Consider the following 17,822-nt stretch of genomic DNA (forward strand, 5'->3'; position numbering starts at 1 on the left):
TGACACCAGAGCGGAGAGCACCCGCTCCGGCCTTAAGATAACTATATATCGTGTTAAAACTCTGACAAGCCCTGAGTTTCCACAATATGTCGCAGACTGGGTAAGCCGAATCCGTAACAGACAGATGACAGTTATCCACAGGTTGCACACAGCGTGTTTTGCAGGCTATGGCGGAGGTATGAGCTGGTTCATTCGATTCAACAAACCCTTTGACGTGCTGCCGCAGTTCACCGACCGCGCAAACGCCGAGTCGCCGCGTAGCACCCTGTCGGACTTCATCGACCTGCCCGGCGTCTATCCCGCCGGTCGGTTGGACCGTGACAGCGAAGGGCTGATGTTGCTGACCGACAATGGCAAGCTGCAGGCGCAGATATCAGACCCCAAACACAAGATGGCCAAAACCTATTGGGTACAGGTCGAGGGCGAGCTGGATATGGCGGCCCTCAAGGCCCTGCGCGATGGGGTCGAGTTGAAGGACGGCCTGACCCGCCCCGCCAAAGTACGCCAGATTGATGAGCCCGCAGACCTCTGGCCCCGTACGCCTCCGATCCGCGAACGCAAGACCGTGCCGGACAGTTGGATCGAGCTGACGATTCGCGAGGGCAAAAACCGGCAGGTGCGCCGGATGACAGCGGCCGTTGGCCTGCCGACCCTGCGCCTGATCCGCTGTCGCATCGGAGACTGGACGCTTGAAGGCCTAGAAACAGGCCAGTGGGACAGCCTGCCGATGCCGCAGATACAGGCTACGGCTCAGCGCAAACGGGATCGACGCCCCCGACGGTGACAGACCACACGCGTCGGGCTAAACTGAACTGCATGAAGGTGACACCCGAGATACCGGCCCCCTCTGCCATCTTGGAAGCGGCGCTTTATGTCGATGATTTGGACGCCGCCGAACGGTTCTATGGTGAGGTTCTGGGGCTGGAAAAGATACAGCGCATTGAGGACCGCCACGTGTTTTATCGGGTCGGAGCCTCTGTTCTGCTGATATTCAATCCTGAAAAGACCCAGCAGCCGCCACTGAACCCGGACCTGCCTGTCCCTTCGCACGGCGCGCTAGGGCCAGGGCATGTGTGCCTTGTGTTGACGCGGGATGAGATGGCTGCAATGCGAAAGCATCTGCTGGATTGGAACATCCCTCTGGATGCCGAGTTCGATTGGCCAAACGGCGCGCGGTCCCTGTACGTGCGGGATCCTTCTGGCAACTCAGTCGAATTTGCCGAAGGGCACCTTTGGGCCTGAAATCGTCAACGTAAGGGCTGCTTTTCCCCACCCACAACGCGATAGATCTCGCTTGAGATCACACCGACCTCAGCCAATGCGGCTTGGAACGCCGCCATATGTGGGGCGCCAAAATGCGCCTCTAGCGCGGTCTGATCCTGCCACTCTTCATAGACCCGAAAAAGGGTCGCATGGCCCAGTACCTGGCTGAACTCATAGATCAGGCAGCCTGGCTCTTTGACCGTTTCTGCGACCATCGCCTTTGCAGCCTCGGCCGCCTTTTCCACATGATCGGCCGAGACTTCGACGGTTCCGGTAACAATCAACATGCGCTGCCCTTTCCAAGATCAAAGCGTTTCGAAATTCGATTGACCGGCGTGCCATCCCGCAATGGGCGGCCATACTCCACAGAATAGTCTACGAATCCCATCTTTTCGTAGTAGCCAAGGCCTAGCGAATTGTCCGCGCGTATGGTGGCGTTGATCGCCTTGAACCCCACGGCCGCCGCTGTTTTCGAGGTTTCTTGAAACAACGCACGCCCGGCGCCGCGCAAAGGAGGATCGCGCCGGGTAAAGGTGGCAATATCCGCACAATCCTCGGGCAAGGCATCGTGAGTTCCCAACCACTGAAACCCTGCCACCGCGCCTTGGTCGTCCAATGCGACGTGGCAGCAAATCTTATCGGCCCCGGTTAGATAGCTCTGTGAAAACAACGCCTCTGAAAAGGGAATTTCATGCGCGGTCGTCCCGCCTGCGGCGATGATATCGTTGAGGATGCGGCAGGCGTCGGCCACATCCTCGGGCATCATGGGGCGAACCGCGATCATGCCTACAGGCTCAGCTTGTCGCGCATGAAGGCCAGCGCCACGCTCAGGCCGTCCGGCGCGATGCCGTGGCCGGTGCCTTTCATGACATGGGCGTAGACCTCTTTGAAATCCGCCGCTTGCAGGGCCTCGGCCGCCTCAGGCAGCGATTGCGGAGGCACCACGTCATCCGCATCCCCATGGACCAACAGGATCGGCATCCGGCTGACGGTTTCGTCCGGCAACAAATCTGGCTCCAGCAAACGACCCGAAAAGGCGACAATCCCAGCCACTGGGTCCTCGCGGCGCGGGGCGACGTTCAGGCTCATCATCGTGCCTTGGCTGAACCCGAACAATACAACCTGCTCGGGAAGCACGTCTTCGTCGACCATCAGCGCGTCGAGGAAAGCGTTGAAGTCGTCGCTCGCCATCTCCATGCCGCGTCGCGCTTCTTCCTCGGACGAGCCGTCGATCCATGGGATCGGGAACCACTGAAAACCGTTTGGCATTCCGGGGATTTGTTCCGGCGCATCGGGGGCTACGAACAGCGTGTCGGGCAAATGCTCGCCCAATGGGTCGGCAAGGCCCAACAGATCGGCCCCGTTCGCCCCGTAGCCGTGTACGAACACCACGACCGAGCGTGTGTCGCCGGAAACCGGCTCTTTCCTGAGCGCGTTCAAAACCCGTGTCATCTGATCCCTTCTCTTTGCTTGGCCACCCGGTAATAGGCCCACAAAACCCGCGCCGCAACCGACCGCCACGGCGACCATGCCTCGGCCATCTGCCTGAGTTCCTTGTCCGTCGGACGTTTGGGTAAGTCGTAGAGAACCCGCGCAGCCTCTTGTAGGGCCAGATCGCCCGGCGCGATCACGTCCGCGCGGCCTAGCGAGAACATGGCGTAAATCTCGGCGGTCCAAACACCGATGCCGGACACTTCGGTCAAGGTCGAGATGACCTCTGCGTCAGGCGCGTCGCGTAACGCCTTGTAATCAATACGTGCTTCGGCCAGAGCACGAGCATAGCGGATCTTCTGTCGGCTTAGCCCGACGGCCCGCAAATCCTCATCGGTCGCCCACATGATCTTGCGCGGGCCGGTCAGTTTCGCCTCCTGCATTCGTTTCCAGATCGCATTGGCCGAGGCCACGCTGACCTGCTGACTAACGATTGCGCTCAACAACTGCGCAAAACCATCCGGTTTGCGACGCAGAGGCAGCGGCCCCGTCTGTTCCATCGCGTAGGCCATACGCGGACAGGATTGGGCCAGCCACTCGGCCCCTTCGGACACACAGGCGTTGGTTTCGATGATGCGTCCGACGGACATGTGCGCTCCGGTGTTCTTAGTCACTTGCACGTTAGGGCGCTTTGCCGCGTATGCAACCCGCTTGTGCAAGCCGCAGATCGCCGATACGCATGGCGTCATGACTGTGATTTCAGAGACTCCGAACGACTATCAAGCCAAGCGCAACGTTGCAGTCCTTGTGGCAGCGCAAGCTGTTCTGGGCGCGCAGATGCCAATGATGTTCATTGTCGGAGGGCTGGCCGGCCAATCGCTGGCCACAAACGCCTGCCTTGCGACGCTGCCCATATCGCTGATCGTTTTGGGATCGATGCTGGCGGCCACGCCTATTTCTGCGATCATGCAACGCTGGGGCCGCCGCGCCGGTTTTCTGGTCGGTACAACCGCCGGTGCGCTTGGCGGTTTGATCGGAGCATATGGTTTGTATCTGGGCTCTTTCACGGTCTTCCTGATCGGCAGCCTGTTGACCGGAATCTACATGAGCGCACACGGGTTCTACCGTTTTGCGGCGGCGGACACGGCATCGGACGCGTTCCGGCCTAAGGCCATCTCTTACGTGATGGCGGGCGGGCTCGCAGCCGCCATTATTGGCCCGCAGATCGTCAAGCTGACCTCAACGGCCTATGTCATTCCGTTCCTGGGCACCTATCTGGCTGTGATCGGCATCAATGTCATCGGCTCGGCACTGTTCTTCTTTCTCGACATCCCCACGCCGCCACGCGCGAGCGAAGACAGCCCCAAAGGCCGGTCGCGTATCGAGATGTTGAAGACACCTCGGATCGCCGTCGCCATCATTTGCGCCATGGTGTCCTACGCGCTGATGAACCTCGTGATGACCTCGACCCCTCTGGCTGTGGTCGGGTGCGGATACACGGCCAATGATGCCGCAGATGTAGTGACTGGCCACGTGCTTGCCATGTATATTCCCAGCTTCTTCACCGGCCATCTGATCGCCCGTTTCGGCGTCGAAAAGATCGTTGCGCTCGGCCTTGCAATTCTCGGTGCCGCAGGCGTTGTCGCCCTTCAAGGGGTGGAGCTTGGCAACTTTTTTGTCGCTTTGATCCTGCTGGGGATCGGTTGGAACTTCGGCTTTATCGGCGCGACTTCGATGCTGGCCGATTCTCATGACGTCAGCGAGCGTGGCCGGATGCAGGGCATGAACGACCTTCTGGTTTTTGGGGGCGTGACCTTTGCCTCGCTGGCATCGGGTGGCTTGATGAACTGCTCGGGTGGGTCCCCGATCGAAGGGTGGACGGCTGTGAACCTTGCCATGGTTCCCCTGCTCACATTGGCCGGAGGCGCACTGTTGTGGCTAGTCATGCGCCCGGCCGAGCCGGACACGGTCTGATCACCAACGGCCCGTGCTGGCCGTCCACATCAGAGAGATCCTGCGCCCGAGTTCCCCCTGCGCCAGATCCCCGCGCGCGACACGCGCGGGATTGGCCAGAACCTTCCGCAAAACCCACTCGGCCTGCCAACCGGCATAGAGAGCCGGGCGAGCGGCGCGGGAAACCTCAGATCGCCTTCTGCGCGCCGATTTCAACCGCCTCAGCGCAGTGTCGGCCAATGTACGCACTCCGTCTTCAGTGCCGTCGAGCAAGGGAATCCGCCCTCGGGCCTCCAGCTCCGGAATGGCCCGAAACCAGTTTGCGACGCCGACCGCATAGCCAAAATCGCGCAAATCGCCCTCATCCGCAGCCCCGAGGGATTGCGCAGCGACCACCAGCAATGTGCCAGCGCTTTGGTCGATGTAATTCTCGAAATGCTCTGTATCTTCAAACGGATCTCGATAGATATCCCACCGCCTGACAGCCACATATTCATCCAGCAAACCGGCCAGATGTGGCGACAATGCCCTAGACAGGGGGGTCACCACCTCATGCCGCCGCACCTGTTGCCCTTCAGCAATTTCCTGCAGCGCATCTCGCCACCATTGCAGGCGCATTTCGGCAATCACCGCCTCTTGTGTAACCCACGGTGCGCGCGCGATTTCGGCATTCAGCGCATAAATCGGAAACAGAGTGGTCCTCGCTTCGACGGGCGAGGCCATGGCGGCAAGAAATCGGTCCGGATCGGCCTTTTGCACAAGGGCCGCACAAGCCTTTACGTCTTCGTCAAAAACGGCGGTCACTCAGCCGCCGCTTTCCGATGCCCACTATCGCGGACGAGTTTCCACTGGATCGCCTCCAGCAGCGCTTCGAACGAGGCGTCGACTATGTTGGCACTTACACCCACGGTCGACCAATGCCGCCCCTGCCCGTCTTCGCTGTCGATGATGACGCGGGTCACCGCCTCGGTTCCGCCTTGGGTGATCCGCACTTTGAAGTCCACCAGCCGCATATCAGACAGCACCTGCGAATACTGCCCAAGATCCTTTGCAAGCGCCTTGGACAGCGCGTTCACCGGCCCTCGGTCGCTACCTTGATCATCCACCGACTCACTGACCGAGAGCTTCTTTTCACCGTCCACTTTTACCACAACCACGGCCTCGGACAGGCTGACCATTTTGTTGTACTTATTCTTGCGGCGTTCAACGGTGACCTTGTAGCGCTTGACCTCAAAGAACTCGGGCATCTGCCCCAGCTCATCACGCGCCAGCAGTTCGAAACTCGCCTGAGCGGTGTCGTAAGAATACCCCTCAGCCTCGCGCTGTTTGATCCGGTCGAGGATACGGCCAAGGGCGGGATCCCCCTTTTCAACCATCAGGCCTGCGTCGGTCAGCCGTTTGCGCAGGTTCGATTGCCCGGCCTGGTTCGACATCGGGATGATCCGCGTGTTCCCTACCGTCGCCGGGTCGATATGTTCGTAGGTCGATGGATCCTTGAGGATCGCACTCGCATGCAGCCCCGCCTTGTGCGCAAAGGCCGAGGCCCCAACGTAAGCCGCCTGCTTGCTCGGCACCCGGTTCAGGATATCGTCCAACATCCGGCTCACCCGCGTCAGACCGGCCAGCGCGTTCGGGTTCACACCAATCTCGAACCCTGAGGCATAAGGCTCCTTCAACAGCAAAGTTGGGATCAGAGCGGTCAGGTTGGCATTGCCACATCGCTCTCCCAACCCGTTGAGAGTTCCCTGAATCTGGCGCGCACCCGCATCGACAGCGGCCAGTGAACATGCCACGGCGTTTTCCGTGTCGTTATGGGTGTGAATACCCAGCCGGTCCCCCGGCAAACCTGTGGCGATCAACTCGGACACGATGCACCCGACCTCGGATGGCAAAGCACCGCCATTCGTGTCACACAACACCACCCAACGCGCGCCCGCGTCCAACGCGGCCCGGCAGACCTCGGTCGCATAGGTCGGGTTGTCCTTGTAGCCGTCAAAGAAATGCTCGGCGTCGAACAGCGCCTCACGCCCTTGCGCAACAAGATGCGCGACCGAGGCGCGGACGTTCTCGACATTCTCTTCAAGCGAAATGCCAAGCGCATGGGTCACGTGGTAGTCATGCGATTTACCCACCAAACAGACGGCCTGCGTCCCGGCATTCATAACGGCGGCAAGCACATCGTCATTCTCGGCCGACCGCCCAGAGCGCTTGGTCATCCCAAAAGCCGTCAACCGGGCCGAGGTCTTCGGAGCGACCTCGAAAAACGCGCTATCTGTCGGGTTTGCACCAGGCCAACCACCTTCGATATAGTCCACCCCCAGCGCGTCCAATGCCTGCGCGATCTGCACTTTCTCTGCCGTCGAGAACTGCACACCCTGAGTCTGCTGCCCGTCACGGAGGGTCGTGTCATAAAGATAGAGGCGTTCCTTGGTCATGGCTTGCTCCCGCTGGCCCAGAGTAGTCGATCTTTCCACGTGGCGCGCGGATTTCCTTCAAACATCTTCCAGTTTCGACGCATCAAATCCCGCAGCCGGAACCAGTTCAACGCCTTCTTTGCTCATGCGCACTTCCAGACCTGCGGCGACAAAAGCGGATTTCAAACGGTCCACTTCTGAGAAGTCCTTGCTTTGCATCGCTTCGGCCCGTGCTTCAGCCAACCGGGCAGCGAAAGTGCTCAGATCCATCGCTTCGGCCCAAGCGCCCATATCATTGCCCAAAAGCCCGAGAACTTGTGCGCTGGCAAGCAGAGCCGCCGCATCTCCATCCGCAGCCAAACGGTGCAGTTCCGCGATGGCACCCGCCGTGTTCAGGTCGTCCGCCAGCGCCTCGATGACCGAGGGGGCCGCGCTGGCGGCGGGCTCGATGCCCGCTGCCAGCGCCCGCCATTTGCGCAACGTCGCCTCTGCTTCACGCGCCTTCTTCTCGGTCCAGTCCATCGGCTTGCGATAGTGGGTCTGCAGGAAAACAAAGCGGATCACCTCACCCGGCACGCCCTGTTCTAGCAAGTCATGCACAGTGAAGAAATTGCCCAGCGATTTGGACATCTTCTTGCCTTCGACCTGCAGCATCTCGTTATGCAACCAGACGCGCGCAAACTCACCCTCCGGGTGGGCGCAGCAGCTCTGGGCGATCTCATTCTCATGGTGGGGGAACATCAGATCATTGCCGCCGCCGTGAATGTCAAAACTCGCGCCCAGCAGTTCATAGCTCATGGCCGAGCATTCAATATGCCACCCCGGACGGCCCCGACCCCAAGGCGAGTCCCACCCCGGAAGCTCATCGGTCGAGGGCTTCCACAGCACAAAATCCATCGGGTTCTTTTTGTAAGGCGCAACCTCAACCCGCGCTCCGGCAATCATGTCATCGACCGAGCGACCGGAAAGCTTGCCATACCCCGATTTCCAGCTATCGACGGCAAACAGCACATGACCTTCCGCGGCGTAGGCATGGTCCTTCGCGATCAGCCCCTCGATCATTTCGATCATCTGCGCGATATACTCGGTCGCGCGCGGCATCGCGTTCGGCTCCAACGCCCCAAGCGCGCCCATGTCATGCAGATACCAGCCGATAGTCTCATCAGATCGTTCCTGCACCAACTGCTCCAAGGACTCCTCGGCGCCAGCCTGTTTGCGGGCCAGAGCGGTGGCGTTGATCTTGTCATCCACGTCGGTGAAATTGCGTACGTAAGTAACCTGATCCGCACCGTAGACATGGCGCAGCAACCGATACAGGACATCGAAAACCACCACGGGCCGCGCATTGCCCAGATGGGCCCGGTCATAGACAGTGGGCCCGCAGACATACATCCGCACGTTGTCGGAATCGATCGGAACGAAGTCTTCCTTCATCCGCGTCCGTGTATTGTGCAGCTTGATTGTCGTCATCACTCGGGCTCCTAAAGCTTGCGCGTTGGCGCGGGCTTAGCAACTTGTCTCAGGGATGAAAACGAAAGAAACCGGCCCGCTTGAGAATTCAGCAGGTAATGCAGCAAATAATGGTGCAGATCATCCGGTTCATCTGCTCGGCATAACATGCGTCACGCGCCAAGCCAAGGCTTGAGTTCGCGCGTCTTCTCCAGCACTCTGCGCGCATGAGCAGGGATTTCGTCAACTCAATCTGCCGCGACCTGCCGGGGGCCGAATGGTCGGATCCTTGGGGCGGTGGGCATGATGCGTGGAAGGTCGGCAATAAGATGTTCGCCTGCATCGGGACTGCGAATGATGGCGTTTCGGTCAAAACTCCCGATATCGAAACCGCGCAGATGCTGATTGATGCGGGTGTCGGTGTGAAAGCCCCATATTTCCACCGCAGCTGGGTTCGCCTGCCCTTTGACGCGGATGAAGACGAGATGCGACACCGCCTTTCCGCCTCTTACGATCTGGTGCGTGCATCGCTCACGAAAAAGGTTCAGGCCACCCTTCCTGCGCGAAGCTGATTGACAAATTCGGATCGCTCTGCCCCTGTCGCCACAAAGACAAACCGAGGCAAGCTCATGAAACTGTCAGATCGCATCACGCAGATCACTGGAGGCGGCAGCGACGGATGGGAAGTGTTCTATCGCGCGCGCCGTATGATCGCCGAAGGCCACGCCGTGACTCAGCTGACAATCGGCGAACACGACATCGGCACCGATGCCTCGATCCTGGAAGCGATGAACCGATCGGCCCGAGACGGCCATACCGGTTATGCCATGGTGCCGGGCACCGATCTACTGCGTGACACGGTCGCCGCGCGGGTTCAGACCCGGACCGGAGTACCAACCACCCGAAAGAATGTCCTGATCACCCCGGGCGGACAGGCGGGGTTGTTTGCCGCACATATGGCCGTGTGCAACCCCGGCGACGTCGGGTTGTTCCTTGACCCCTACTACGCCACCTATCCCGGCACCATTAGAGGAACCGGCGCTGTAGCGCGGGTGGTTCAGACCACAGCTGAAAATGCCTTTCAACCGCGTGCCGAACAGATCGAGGACATGGCCGATGGCGCTGTGTCATTGCTGATCAACACGCCGAACAACCCGACCGGAGTTGTTTATTCACCCGAGACACTGAAGGCCATCGCCGAGCTGTGCCAGAAGCGCGACCTGTGGCTGATCTCGGATGAGGTTTACGACACACAGATATGGAATGGCGCGCATCTGTCTCCACGCGCGCTGCCCTGTATGGCCGACCGCACTCTGGTCGTCGGGTCCATGTCGAAATCCCACGCCATGACCGGATCACGTTGCGGCTGGATCATTGGCCCGGAAGAGGTCATCAGCCACCTCATCAATCTCGCCACCCACACCACCTATGGCGTTCCCGGCTTCATTCAGGATGCCGCAAGCTTTGCCCTGAACGCGGGCACAACGCTCGAAGATGAAATTGCAGCCCCCTTCCGTCGTCGCCGGGCCCGCGCGCTAGAGGTGCTGGCCGAACAGAATACCATCGGCCTCGTCCCCGCGGATGGTGCGATGTACCTGATGTTGGATATCCGTGCGACCGGTCTGACCGGTGAGGGGTTTGCAAATGCCCTTCTCGACAAACACGCGATTGCCGTCATGCCCGGCGAGAGCTTCGGTACAGCCGCTGCAGGACACGTCCGCGTTGCCATGACTGTCGATGACGATCGTTTCGAAACGGCTCTGAAGACGATCTGTGCCTTCGCATCCGAAATGGCAGGTCAGCAAGCCGCCGAGTGAGGGTGCTTAGAACCGGAACGTCGTCCGCAGGTTGAAGATATTCGTGTCCAACCCACCGCCCGAACGGGTGACATCGTCAAAATCCTGCCGCAACGCTTCGCCACTGATCACGAAATTGTCGCCGATGGGATAGGCAATGCCAATGCCATAAACCGCCGCTGTGTCGTTCTCTTCCGAGGTTTCAACACGCGCAGCGCCGACCACGACATACCCCATTGCCGCGCCAAAATCATACCCGCCGCGAATCTTCAGCCGGGTGATACTGTCGACGCTGCCCTGATCCTGACCAAGATTGAGGGACAGGCGGTTATATTCCAGTTCACCGCCCAGAACGAAGGCACCGAAATCGCGGTCATACCCGACATGAGGACCAAAAACAGTATCGTTGCCATCTGCGCCACCGGACCCGTCCGCATCCGCGTAACCAAAGCTGAACCCCGCATAGGCCCCTGTCCAGTCCTCGGCCGAGGCCGGGCTGGTCATCGCCATCGTCGCAGCGACAATGAGGGTTGAGAGGGGCTTCATACACGTCTCCAAATCAGGCGCATTGACGGTTTCTTTGCGGACCAAACACCCGCTTATTTGAGTGTTTAACCTAGGAACGCCTCTGTTAAATTCAAATCTGCATCAACGATAAGTGAATGCAGTATAACAGATTTCCCCTATAACGGGTTAAAATCTCTTTAAGATACGTCCAAAAACCCAGCGCGAACCTTTTCACCATAAAAAACGCCCCAACCACTTGCGTGATCGGAGCGTTGAATAAGCGCCTGCGTGGTTCTTAAAGATAGTCGGACCGCTGCAGACCGTATTTCGCCATCTTCTCGTTCAGCGTCCGGCGCGGCAGGCAAAGCTCATCCATCACCGACGCGATCGAGCCCTTGTGGCGGCGCATGGTGTTGTCGATCAGCATTCGTTCGAACGCTTCTACGTATTCCTTCAGAGGTTTGCCCTCAGTGGTCATGACCGGCTGCATTTCCTCGTGATCGGACATCAGCAAGGACGCAATCGTTCCCGAGCCACGCCGCGATTGCAGCACCGCACGTTCGGCGATGTTGATCAACTGGCGAACATTGCCCGGCCACGGGGCCTGCAACAGCTGCGCCGCTTCCTGCGCACTGACCTGCGGGGCATCACATCCATATTCCTCGGCGAATTGCTCGCTGAGGCGGGTGAACAGCGTCAGGATGTCCTCACCGCGCTGTCGCAGCGGCGGCATGGTGATACGAAGCGCGGCCAGACGATAGAACAGATCCGGGCGCAGAACGTCTTCGGAGGTCTTGCCGGCCTCTTGCAGGTTCGAGATCGCCACGATCCGCGTTTCTGCCGGTGTCCCCTGCTCATTCATCACGCTCAGCAGACGGGCCTGCAACGTGTCGCTCAACGCCTCGACATCTTCCAGCACCAGCGTGCCGCCGCGCGCCTCTTCAATCGCGGGAAGCTGCGCATCCTCGGGCATCATCGGGCCGAACAGGCGTTTCGACAGCACTTCTTCCTCCAGCGCCGCGCAGGACACCAGAACGAATTTCTTGCCCGCGCGGCTGCCAACGGCGTGCAGAGCGTGCGCCACAAGCGTCTTGCCGGTACCCGTCTCACCGTCGATCAGCACATGACCGTCCGCCTGCCCCAGATCGAGGATATCCTCGCGCAGACGCTCCATCACCGGGCTGGCGCCGATCAGTTTGTTCATGATCTGGGTACCACCGGACAGCTCGCGCCGTAGGGCCCGGTTGTCCAGCGTCAGACGCCGCGCGTTGCTGGCGCGTTTGGCCAGTTCCGACATGCGGTCCGGGTTGAAGGGCTTTTCAAGGAAATCAAACGCGCCAACGCGCATCGCCTCAACCGCCATCGGCACATCGCCGTGACCGGTGATCATGATAACGGGCAGCGTACTATCGGCCCCCATCAGCTTTTTCAGCAATTGAATGCCATCCATACCGGGCATCTTGATGTCCGAAATCACGATCCCCGGGTAATCTGGACCCAGAACCTTGAGCGCGTCTTCGGCGCTGGCAAAGGTTTCGGTGTCATATCCCGACAGTGCCAGCCATTGGCTGATCGACTGGCGCATGTCCTGTTCGTCATCGACAATGGCGATTTTCATGGCCTGTGCCATAGTATTCCCTCGTGTTATTCAGCGGCCTGGAGGCCGTCGCTTCCCAGTGGCAGTTGCATCTCAAAGACCGCGCCACCCTTTTGGCCGTTGCGTGCGGTTAACCGTCCGCCATGGTCGTTCACGATCCCAGACGAGATAGCAAGCCCCAGCCCGACCCCGTCACCTGGCTGCTTGGTGGTGTAGAAGGGCTCAAACAGGCTTTCGATATCCTTGATACCATACCCGTTGTCGCGCACGGTCAGTACCGCAGTGTCGCCCGCCGCCAGGATTATCTCGACATCCGGCTCTGCCACAGATTTGGTGGCGTCCAGTGCGTTGCGCAAGAGGTTGACCATCACCTGTTCAATCCGCATCCGGTCCCCCATCACAATGACAGGGTCTTCGGGGAGGATCTGCGTGATCTTAACATGGCGCTGCCGCAACTGAGGCTCCATCATCGACAGCGACGAGGCCAGCGCTTCGCCAAGGTTTACTGGCGAAAACGCATCCGCCCCCTTACGCGCGTAAGACTTTAGCTGCCGGGTAATCGCGCCCATCCGCTCGATCAGACCATCAATGCGGCCAAAGCTGGCGAGGGCCTCTTCCGGTCGGTTTCTGCGCAGCAGCAGACGTGCCCCGGCAAGGTAGGTTTTCATTGCAGCCAGAGGTTGATTAAGCTCGTGACTTACCGCCGCCGACATCTCACCCAAGGCCGCCAGCTTCGAGCTTTGCGCAAGCGTCTGTTCCGCCAAATCCAACGTCTTTTCAACCCGTTCGCGCTCAGCGATTTCCCGCTGTAGCCTTGCGTTCAATGCGCGAAGCTCTGCCGACTCGCGCTGGAACAGAACCACGCGCGACGCCGCGCGGCGGCTGAGCAGATAGAACGCCGCCGCCAGGAGAATCGCAAAGCCCATGATTTCCAGCGCCAGAACGCTGTTCACCTTTTCGCGGATCGAGTCATAGGTGGTGAACGAGGCCATCTGCCAGCCCCGGAACGGTATGCGGGTCTCAAGCCGTATGACGGCCTCACCTTCCAGATAGCCATCCGGCGGCAACGCAGACCAGTCGGCCGTGGCACGAAGCGCACGCTGGATCGCGCTTTCCGGCGTCTGCCGCAACATGGCCGAGCTTTCGTCCAGCCCCCGCCATTGCGGCTCGGTCGACAGGATGATGTTGCCGGTGCTGTCTCGCACCAAAACGGCGTCGGAAATCCCGGCCCAGGCGCGTTCGAATTTCTGTAGGTCGACCTCAACCACGATCACGCCGAGGATCTCGGAATTCGCCTCGATCCTGCGGGAATAGACAAAGCTGTAATCGCCGGTTTCGCGCGGGCTAACCGTGAAAATCGTCGCGTTAGAGCGGATCGCGTCCACAAAATAGGGCGCATTGCGATGCCCTTCGAGCAGGCGATTGCGGTCAGTGGCCGCCACCGTCACGCCATCGCCGTCCATCAGCATCAAAGACGCGGCCCCAATCTCTTCAACGAAAGAGATCAGCCGCTGGCTGGACAACAGGTAGTCACTGGATTGCAGCGCCGAGATTAGCGTCGGGTCCCGCGACAGAAGCTGCGGCACAATCGCGTTGCGTCGCAATTCGCTGAGGAGGTTGCCGGAATATAACGCTAGGCGCAGCTCGGCACGGTTGCGGGTCGACTCGGTGAACCGGTCGGTCAGCAACCGGTTCGTCACCCAGATCGTCGCAACGGCGGTCAGAAGGACCAGAATAACAGCCACACGCAGCCGCCACCCCAAGGGGGCGCCGCGAAATGGACGGGTCATCTTGTCCTTGATCGAGTGAAGGCCAGAACTCATTCCCGAAAGTTACGCGGGCTGAGCGGCGACCTCAAGTCACGCCGGGGCCAGAACGCCCGACAATGCGCGGAACAATGCCGTCCCGTCGGTGCCGCCATGTCCCTCATCCGCTGCGCGTTCGGGGTGCGGCATCATGCCAAGAACGCGACGGTTTTCCGACAGGATGCCCGCGATATCCCCGACCGAGCCGTTTGGATTCTCGGTATAGGTGAACGCGATCCGGTCCTGATCCTTCAGCGCGGACAAGGTTGCGTCATCGGCGAAATAGTTGCCGTCATGGTGGGCAATCGGAATGCCGATCACGTCGCCTGCATTGTAGCCCTGGGTAAAGGCGCTGTCGCTGGTTTCGACCTTCAGGCCAACCGTTTTGCAGATGTATTTCAGACCGGCATTGCGCAGCAGCGCACCGGGCAGAATCCCGGTCTCAGTCAGGATCTGGAAACCGTTACAGATACCAACGGCATAACCGCCACGCTCGGTATGATCGACCACAGCCTTGCAGATCGGAGATTGCGCCGCGATGGCCCCACAGCGCAGGTAGTCGCCATAAGAGAAGCCACCGGGAACGCCGACGATGTCGACCCCCTCGGGCAACGCGGCGTCCTTGTGCCAGACCATGTCAACGGCGAAGCCGGCCTGTTCAAAGGCTACGGCAAGGTCCCGGTCGCAGTTTGATCCGGGGAATACGATGACGGCTGCGCGCATGGCGGACCCTCCTAGCAAGTAAAATCAGTGACAACCGCCACACCCGGAGGTGCAGGAGCGTCGAAAGCGGCGAGTTCTTCACTCACCTGGTTCAGAGATACGTGTCGTGTCACGAGCGGGCTGAGATCAAGATCCGAACCCATGATCAACGACAGAAGCGATGGATAGCGCCAACTGGGCATCCCTCGTGTTCCATATACAGAAAGCTGACCGGAATAGAGCACGTCCATCGGCAGCGTCATAGCTGCATGATCGCCCGCAGGCATGCCGATTTGAACCATCCGGCCCAGTTTGCGCAGGGACCGCATTGACGCCACGGTCGTGACTTCAATACCAAGCGCCTCAATCGCCACATGGGCACCGCCGCCAGTGATCTCTTTCACCGCCTCAGACGCGTCACATGTCGCCGCGTTCACAACCGCATCCGCGCCCAGAGATTTCGCGTAGCCCAACTTGTCGTCCGAAATATCGACGACCACCACCCGTGCGCCAATCGCTTTGCCCAACAACAGGGTCGAGATCCCTACTCCGCCCCCACCGAACACGGCCAGCCATTCGCCGCCCCGCAGCTGCGAGCGTCCAACCAGCGCCTGCCACGCGGTCGTGACCCGACATCCAAGCGCCGCCGCGATCTCGGGCGCGAGTGTCTCGGGCAGTTCCGTCAGATTGGCATCCGCATGCGAAACCGCAACATACTCGGCGAACGCACCATCGCAGGTAAACCCCGGCACGACTTGGTCGGCACAGGTGGTTTGGTTGCCTTGGGCGCAGTCCTGGCAATGACCACAGGCCAGAATGAAAGGCGCAATCACCCGATCACCGGTTTTCCAGCGGCGGACACGGCTGCCCACAGCGACAACCTCGCCGCAATATTCGTGGCCGGGAGTCATCGGCAGGATCACATCCGGGTCCGAACCCGACCACGCATGCCAATCTGACCGGCAGACGCCGCAGGCCAGCACCCGTACGACAACGCCATCCTCGGCCGGTTCCGGGTCGGGAATGGTGGTCAGCTCTAGCGGCTGGCGATAGGTGATCAGACGCGCCGCCCGCATCCAATCAGACCAGTTCGATCTCGTAGCGTTCGATGACGGTGTTGGCCAACAACTTTTCGCACATCTCGGTCACGTCCGCCTCGGTCGCGCCTTCTGCGAGTTCCAGATCAATGACCTTACCCTGACGCACAGCTTCGACCTGATCAAAGCCCATGGCGCCCAATGCGTGGCGGACCGCCTCACCCTGAGGGTCCAGCACCCCGTTCTTGAGCATCACATGCACCCGTGCCTTCATCTTCGCAACTCCACCTGAGGGCCACGATCGCCGGCCCATTTCTTTGCGCGGGGGATAGCGCGGTTGTGCCTTTGGGACAACCCTGTTTGAGGCGAAGATTGAAAAGCTACGAAAGGGCATGCCTCAAATCGGGCCGCGCGGGTGATGCGGGTCGAACTACTTACCTTGCGCTGGTACAAAAAACGCCGCCCGGATGAGGGCGGCGCTTTGCAATTCTGTCAGGCAGGGGCCGATATCAGTTGATCAGCGTCGGCTTGGTCACATTGCTTTGCGGCAGAACACCCAAGCGGCGCGCGACCTCGGAATAGGCGTCGGTCAGGTTGCCCAGATCGCGGCGGAAGACATCCTTATCCAGCTTCTGGCCGGTTTCGATATCCCACAAGCGACAGCTGTCGGGGCTAATCTCATCAGCGACGATCAGACGCTGGTAATCACCGTCGAATACGCGGCCGATCTCGATTTTGAAATCGACCAATCGAATGCCCACGGCGAGCATCACACCGCTCATGAAGTCATTCACGCGCAGCGCGAGGCTGAGGATATCATCCATGTCCTGCTGGCTGGCCCAGCCAAAGGCCGCGATATGTTCCTCGGTGACCAGCGGATCACCCAGAGAGTCGTCCTTATAGCAGTATTCGACAATCGGACGCGGCAACTGCGTGCCCTCGGCAATGCCCAGACGTTTGGACATCGTACCGGCCGCATAGTTGCGCACGATCACTTCCAGAGGGACGATCTCGCAATTCCGCACCAACTGCTCGCGCATGTTCAGGCGGCGGATGAAGTGGTTTGGAACACCGATCTGGGTAAGGCCGTTCATGAAAAACTCGGACAGGCGATTGTTCAGAACGCCTTTGCCATCGATCACGTCTTTCTTTTCGGCATTGAACGCGGTTGCGTCATCCTTGAAGTACTGCACGATAGTGCCCGGCTCGGGGCCTTCATACAGAATCTTGGCTTTGCCTTCGTAGATTTTCTTGCGACGCGCCATCGGGGCCCCTTCCATATCGGCAATACGCGCATATCGCGCGGCTGCGGCCCTCATAGAGCAGCCCGCTCCAACCCGCAAGTTGCCTCGTTGTATTCCATCGAAGCATCCGCTTTTCAACGGTTCCTCATACGGTATTGAGCACACTTAAGACCTGCCAAGAAAGCCTGCGTGCAGCAACACAGCGCATTTGGTCGCGCAAAGCCCATTTTCGCTATACATTCCGAAATTCGTTTCTTATCTAGATGAGGAATGTCCACGCTATGAGGTCCCAATAAAATGACCACGTTCGACGAACGCGAAAACGCCTTTGAAGCCAAGTTTGCCCATGACGAAGAAATGCAGTTCAAGGCCCAGGCCCGCTGCAACAAACTGCTGGGCCTTTGGGCGGCGGCAAAGCTTGGGAAAACCGGCTCTGACGCGGACGACTACGCCAAAACCGTCGTGATCGCTGATATGGAAGAGGCAGGCCATGAAGACGTCGTGCGCAAGGTCTCTGCCGATCTGGGCGGTCTGTCCTCGGATGACGAAATCCGCGCCAAAATGGCTGAGCTTCTGCCCGAAGCCAAAGCACAGGTCATGAGCGAGACGGACTAAGCCACCGGT

At 59.7% G+C, this 17,822-nt stretch carries 20 protein-coding genes; 6 read left to right on the plus strand and 14 right to left on the minus strand.

All coding sequences use genetic code 11. From position 1 onward, the window contains the following. Window positions 1–178: 178 nt before the first annotated feature. A complete protein-coding gene (locus tag ACR0AI_RS03190) occupies window positions 179–784 on the plus strand; it encodes an rRNA large subunit pseudouridine synthase E (RefSeq protein ID WP_480670743.1) in 606 nt (201 codons plus the stop codon). A gap of 32 nt (window positions 785–816) precedes the next feature. Further along, complete coding sequence (locus ACR0AI_RS03195; protein WP_480670741.1) at window positions 817–1,242, plus strand: VOC family protein; 426 nt, start codon at window positions 817–819, stop codon at window positions 1,240–1,242. A 5-nt stretch (window positions 1,243–1,247) separates the two neighbouring features. Here ACR0AI_RS03195 and ACR0AI_RS03200 read toward each other — a convergent pair whose 3' ends face one another. From ACR0AI_RS03200 to ACR0AI_RS03215, 4 genes are read right to left on the minus strand one after another with little or no spacing between them, the layout of a single operon-like run. Then, window positions 1,248–1,550: a putative quinol monooxygenase gene (locus ACR0AI_RS03200; RefSeq protein WP_170373641.1), complete on the minus strand. Its 303-nt coding sequence runs from the start codon at window positions 1,548–1,550 to the stop codon at window positions 1,248–1,250. After that, window positions 1,544–2,047 (minus strand): N-acetyltransferase family protein, encoded by a 504-nt coding sequence (locus tag ACR0AI_RS03205; RefSeq protein ID WP_480670739.1) that lies wholly within the window; start codon window positions 2,045–2,047, stop codon window positions 1,544–1,546. Before ACR0AI_RS03205 ends, ACR0AI_RS03200 begins: the two co-directional genes overlap by 7 nt. 2 nt (window positions 2,048–2,049) lie before the next feature. Next, entirely contained in the window at window positions 2,050–2,715 is a 666-nt protein-coding gene (locus ACR0AI_RS03210) for an alpha/beta hydrolase (protein WP_480670737.1), read from the minus strand. Further along, window positions 2,712–3,344: a DNA glycosylase family protein gene (locus ACR0AI_RS03215; protein ID WP_170458132.1), complete on the minus strand. Its 633-nt coding sequence runs from the start codon at window positions 3,342–3,344 to the stop codon at window positions 2,712–2,714. Before ACR0AI_RS03215 ends, ACR0AI_RS03210 begins: the two co-directional genes overlap by 4 nt. Before the next feature lie 97 nt (window positions 3,345–3,441). Here ACR0AI_RS03215 and ACR0AI_RS03220 point away from each other — a divergent pair, with 97 nt between their 5' ends. Further along, the gene (locus ACR0AI_RS03220; RefSeq protein ID WP_480670734.1) at window positions 3,442–4,668 is read left to right on the plus strand and encodes an MFS transporter; all 1,227 of its coding nucleotides are present in this window, start codon (window positions 3,442–3,444) and stop codon (window positions 4,666–4,668) included. Here the strand turns inward: ACR0AI_RS03220 and ACR0AI_RS03225 are convergent, their stop codons facing one another. From ACR0AI_RS03225 to cysS, 3 genes are read right to left on the minus strand one after another with little or no spacing between them, the layout of a single operon-like run. Then, window positions 4,669–5,451 (minus strand): squalene/phytoene synthase family protein, encoded by a 783-nt coding sequence (locus ACR0AI_RS03225; RefSeq protein ID WP_480670732.1) that lies wholly within the window; start codon window positions 5,449–5,451, stop codon window positions 4,669–4,671. It abuts the gene before it with no gap. Then, entirely contained in the window at window positions 5,448–7,082 is a 1,635-nt protein-coding gene (gene cimA / locus ACR0AI_RS03230; protein WP_480670730.1) for a citramalate synthase, read from the minus strand. Before cimA ends, ACR0AI_RS03225 begins: the two co-directional genes overlap by 4 nt. 57 nt (window positions 7,083–7,139) lie before the next feature. Further along, complete coding sequence (cysS, locus tag ACR0AI_RS03235; protein WP_480670728.1) at window positions 7,140–8,531, minus strand: cysteine--tRNA ligase; 1,392 nt, start codon at window positions 8,529–8,531, stop codon at window positions 7,140–7,142. Window positions 8,532–8,737: 206 nt separating this feature from the next. Between cysS and ACR0AI_RS03240 the strand changes: the two genes are divergently transcribed. After that, on the plus strand, window positions 8,738–9,082 hold the full coding sequence (locus ACR0AI_RS03240; protein ID WP_480670726.1) for an MmcQ/YjbR family DNA-binding protein: 345 nt from the start codon (window positions 8,738–8,740) through the stop codon (window positions 9,080–9,082). A gap of 57 nt (window positions 9,083–9,139) precedes the next feature. Beyond that, entirely contained in the window at window positions 9,140–10,327 is a 1,188-nt protein-coding gene (locus ACR0AI_RS03245) for a pyridoxal phosphate-dependent aminotransferase (RefSeq protein WP_480670724.1), read from the plus strand. Window positions 10,328–10,333: 6 nt separating this feature from the next. On the opposite strand, the gene ACR0AI_RS03250 is transcribed toward ACR0AI_RS03245, so the two are convergent. From ACR0AI_RS03250 to purC, 7 genes are all read right to left on the minus strand, one after another. Further along, on the minus strand, window positions 10,334–10,852 hold the full coding sequence (locus ACR0AI_RS03250) for an outer membrane protein (protein ID WP_480670722.1): 519 nt from the start codon (window positions 10,850–10,852) through the stop codon (window positions 10,334–10,336). Between the two features lie 256 nt (window positions 10,853–11,108). Further along, the gene (locus ACR0AI_RS03255) at window positions 11,109–12,443 is read right to left on the minus strand and encodes a sigma-54-dependent transcriptional regulator (RefSeq protein ID WP_170373631.1); all 1,335 of its coding nucleotides are present in this window, start codon (window positions 12,441–12,443) and stop codon (window positions 11,109–11,111) included. A 14-nt stretch (window positions 12,444–12,457) separates the two neighbouring features. Continuing rightward, a complete protein-coding gene (locus tag ACR0AI_RS03260; protein ID WP_480701247.1) occupies window positions 12,458–14,200 on the minus strand; it encodes a sensor histidine kinase in 1,743 nt (580 codons plus the stop codon). A gap of 69 nt (window positions 14,201–14,269) precedes the next feature. Continuing rightward, the gene (gene purQ / locus ACR0AI_RS03265) at window positions 14,270–14,938 is read right to left on the minus strand and encodes a phosphoribosylformylglycinamidine synthase subunit PurQ (protein ID WP_170467079.1); all 669 of its coding nucleotides are present in this window, start codon (window positions 14,936–14,938) and stop codon (window positions 14,270–14,272) included. A gap of 11 nt (window positions 14,939–14,949) precedes the next feature. Next, window positions 14,950–15,993: a zinc-dependent alcohol dehydrogenase family protein gene (locus ACR0AI_RS03270; protein WP_480670717.1), complete on the minus strand. Its 1,044-nt coding sequence runs from the start codon at window positions 15,991–15,993 to the stop codon at window positions 14,950–14,952. Window positions 15,994–15,997: 4 nt separating this feature from the next. Continuing rightward, on the minus strand, window positions 15,998–16,228 hold the full coding sequence (gene purS, locus ACR0AI_RS03275; protein WP_170526572.1) for a phosphoribosylformylglycinamidine synthase subunit PurS: 231 nt from the start codon (window positions 16,226–16,228) through the stop codon (window positions 15,998–16,000). 235 nt (window positions 16,229–16,463) lie between these two features. Beyond that, window positions 16,464–17,219, minus strand: a complete 756-nt coding sequence (purC, locus tag ACR0AI_RS03280; protein WP_170467720.1) for a phosphoribosylaminoimidazolesuccinocarboxamide synthase — start codon at window positions 17,217–17,219, stop codon at window positions 16,464–16,466. A gap of 276 nt (window positions 17,220–17,495) precedes the next feature. Between purC and ACR0AI_RS03285 the strand changes: the two genes are divergently transcribed. After that, a complete protein-coding gene (locus ACR0AI_RS03285; protein WP_170373627.1) occupies window positions 17,496–17,813 on the plus strand; it encodes a DUF1476 domain-containing protein in 318 nt (105 codons plus the stop codon). The last annotated feature ends 9 nt before the right edge of the window (window positions 17,814–17,822 follow it).

The sequence above is a fragment of the Ruegeria sp. BG3 genome (genome assembly GCF_056538485.1).

Coding starts and splice junctions, on each gene's coding strand:
- cysS (WP_480670728.1), bottom strand. CDS start 8,531: ATGACGACAATCAAGCTGCACAATACACGGACGCGGATGAAGGAAGAC.
- cimA (WP_480670730.1), bottom strand. CDS start 7,082: ATGACCAAGGAACGCCTCTATCTTTATGACACGACCCTCCGTGACGGG.
- purS (WP_170526572.1), bottom strand. CDS start 16,228: ATGAAGGCACGGGTGCATGTGATGCTCAAGAACGGGGTGCTGGACCCT.
- ACR0AI_RS03240 (WP_480670726.1), top strand. CDS start 8,738: ATGAGCAGGGATTTCGTCAACTCAATCTGCCGCGACCTGCCGGGGGCC.
- ACR0AI_RS03260 (WP_480701247.1), bottom strand. CDS start 14,200: ATGACCCGTCCATTTCGCGGCGCCCCCTTGGGGTGGCGGCTGCGTGTG.
- ACR0AI_RS03255 (WP_170373631.1), bottom strand. CDS start 12,443: ATGGCACAGGCCATGAAAATCGCCATTGTCGATGACGAACAGGACATG.
- ACR0AI_RS03270 (WP_480670717.1), bottom strand. CDS start 15,993: ATGCGGGCGGCGCGTCTGATCACCTATCGCCAGCCGCTAGAGCTGACC.
- purQ (WP_170467079.1), bottom strand. CDS start 14,938: ATGCGCGCAGCCGTCATCGTATTCCCCGGATCAAACTGCGACCGGGAC.
- ACR0AI_RS03245 (WP_480670724.1), top strand. CDS start 9,140: ATGAAACTGTCAGATCGCATCACGCAGATCACTGGAGGCGGCAGCGAC.
- ACR0AI_RS03210 (WP_480670737.1), bottom strand. CDS start 2,715: ATGACACGGGTTTTGAACGCGCTCAGGAAAGAGCCGGTTTCCGGCGAC.
- ACR0AI_RS03190 (WP_480670743.1), top strand. CDS start 179: ATGAGCTGGTTCATTCGATTCAACAAACCCTTTGACGTGCTGCCGCAG.
- ACR0AI_RS03220 (WP_480670734.1), top strand. CDS start 3,442: ATGACTGTGATTTCAGAGACTCCGAACGACTATCAAGCCAAGCGCAAC.
- ACR0AI_RS03250 (WP_480670722.1), bottom strand. CDS start 10,852: ATGAAGCCCCTCTCAACCCTCATTGTCGCTGCGACGATGGCGATGACC.
- purC (WP_170467720.1), bottom strand. CDS start 17,219: ATGGCGCGTCGCAAGAAAATCTACGAAGGCAAAGCCAAGATTCTGTAT.
- ACR0AI_RS03285 (WP_170373627.1), top strand. CDS start 17,496: ATGACCACGTTCGACGAACGCGAAAACGCCTTTGAAGCCAAGTTTGCC.
- ACR0AI_RS03205 (WP_480670739.1), bottom strand. CDS start 2,047: ATGATCGCGGTTCGCCCCATGATGCCCGAGGATGTGGCCGACGCCTGC.
- ACR0AI_RS03200 (WP_170373641.1), bottom strand. CDS start 1,550: ATGTTGATTGTTACCGGAACCGTCGAAGTCTCGGCCGATCATGTGGAA.
- ACR0AI_RS03195 (WP_480670741.1), top strand. CDS start 817: ATGAAGGTGACACCCGAGATACCGGCCCCCTCTGCCATCTTGGAAGCG.
- ACR0AI_RS03215 (WP_170458132.1), bottom strand. CDS start 3,344: ATGTCCGTCGGACGCATCATCGAAACCAACGCCTGTGTGTCCGAAGGG.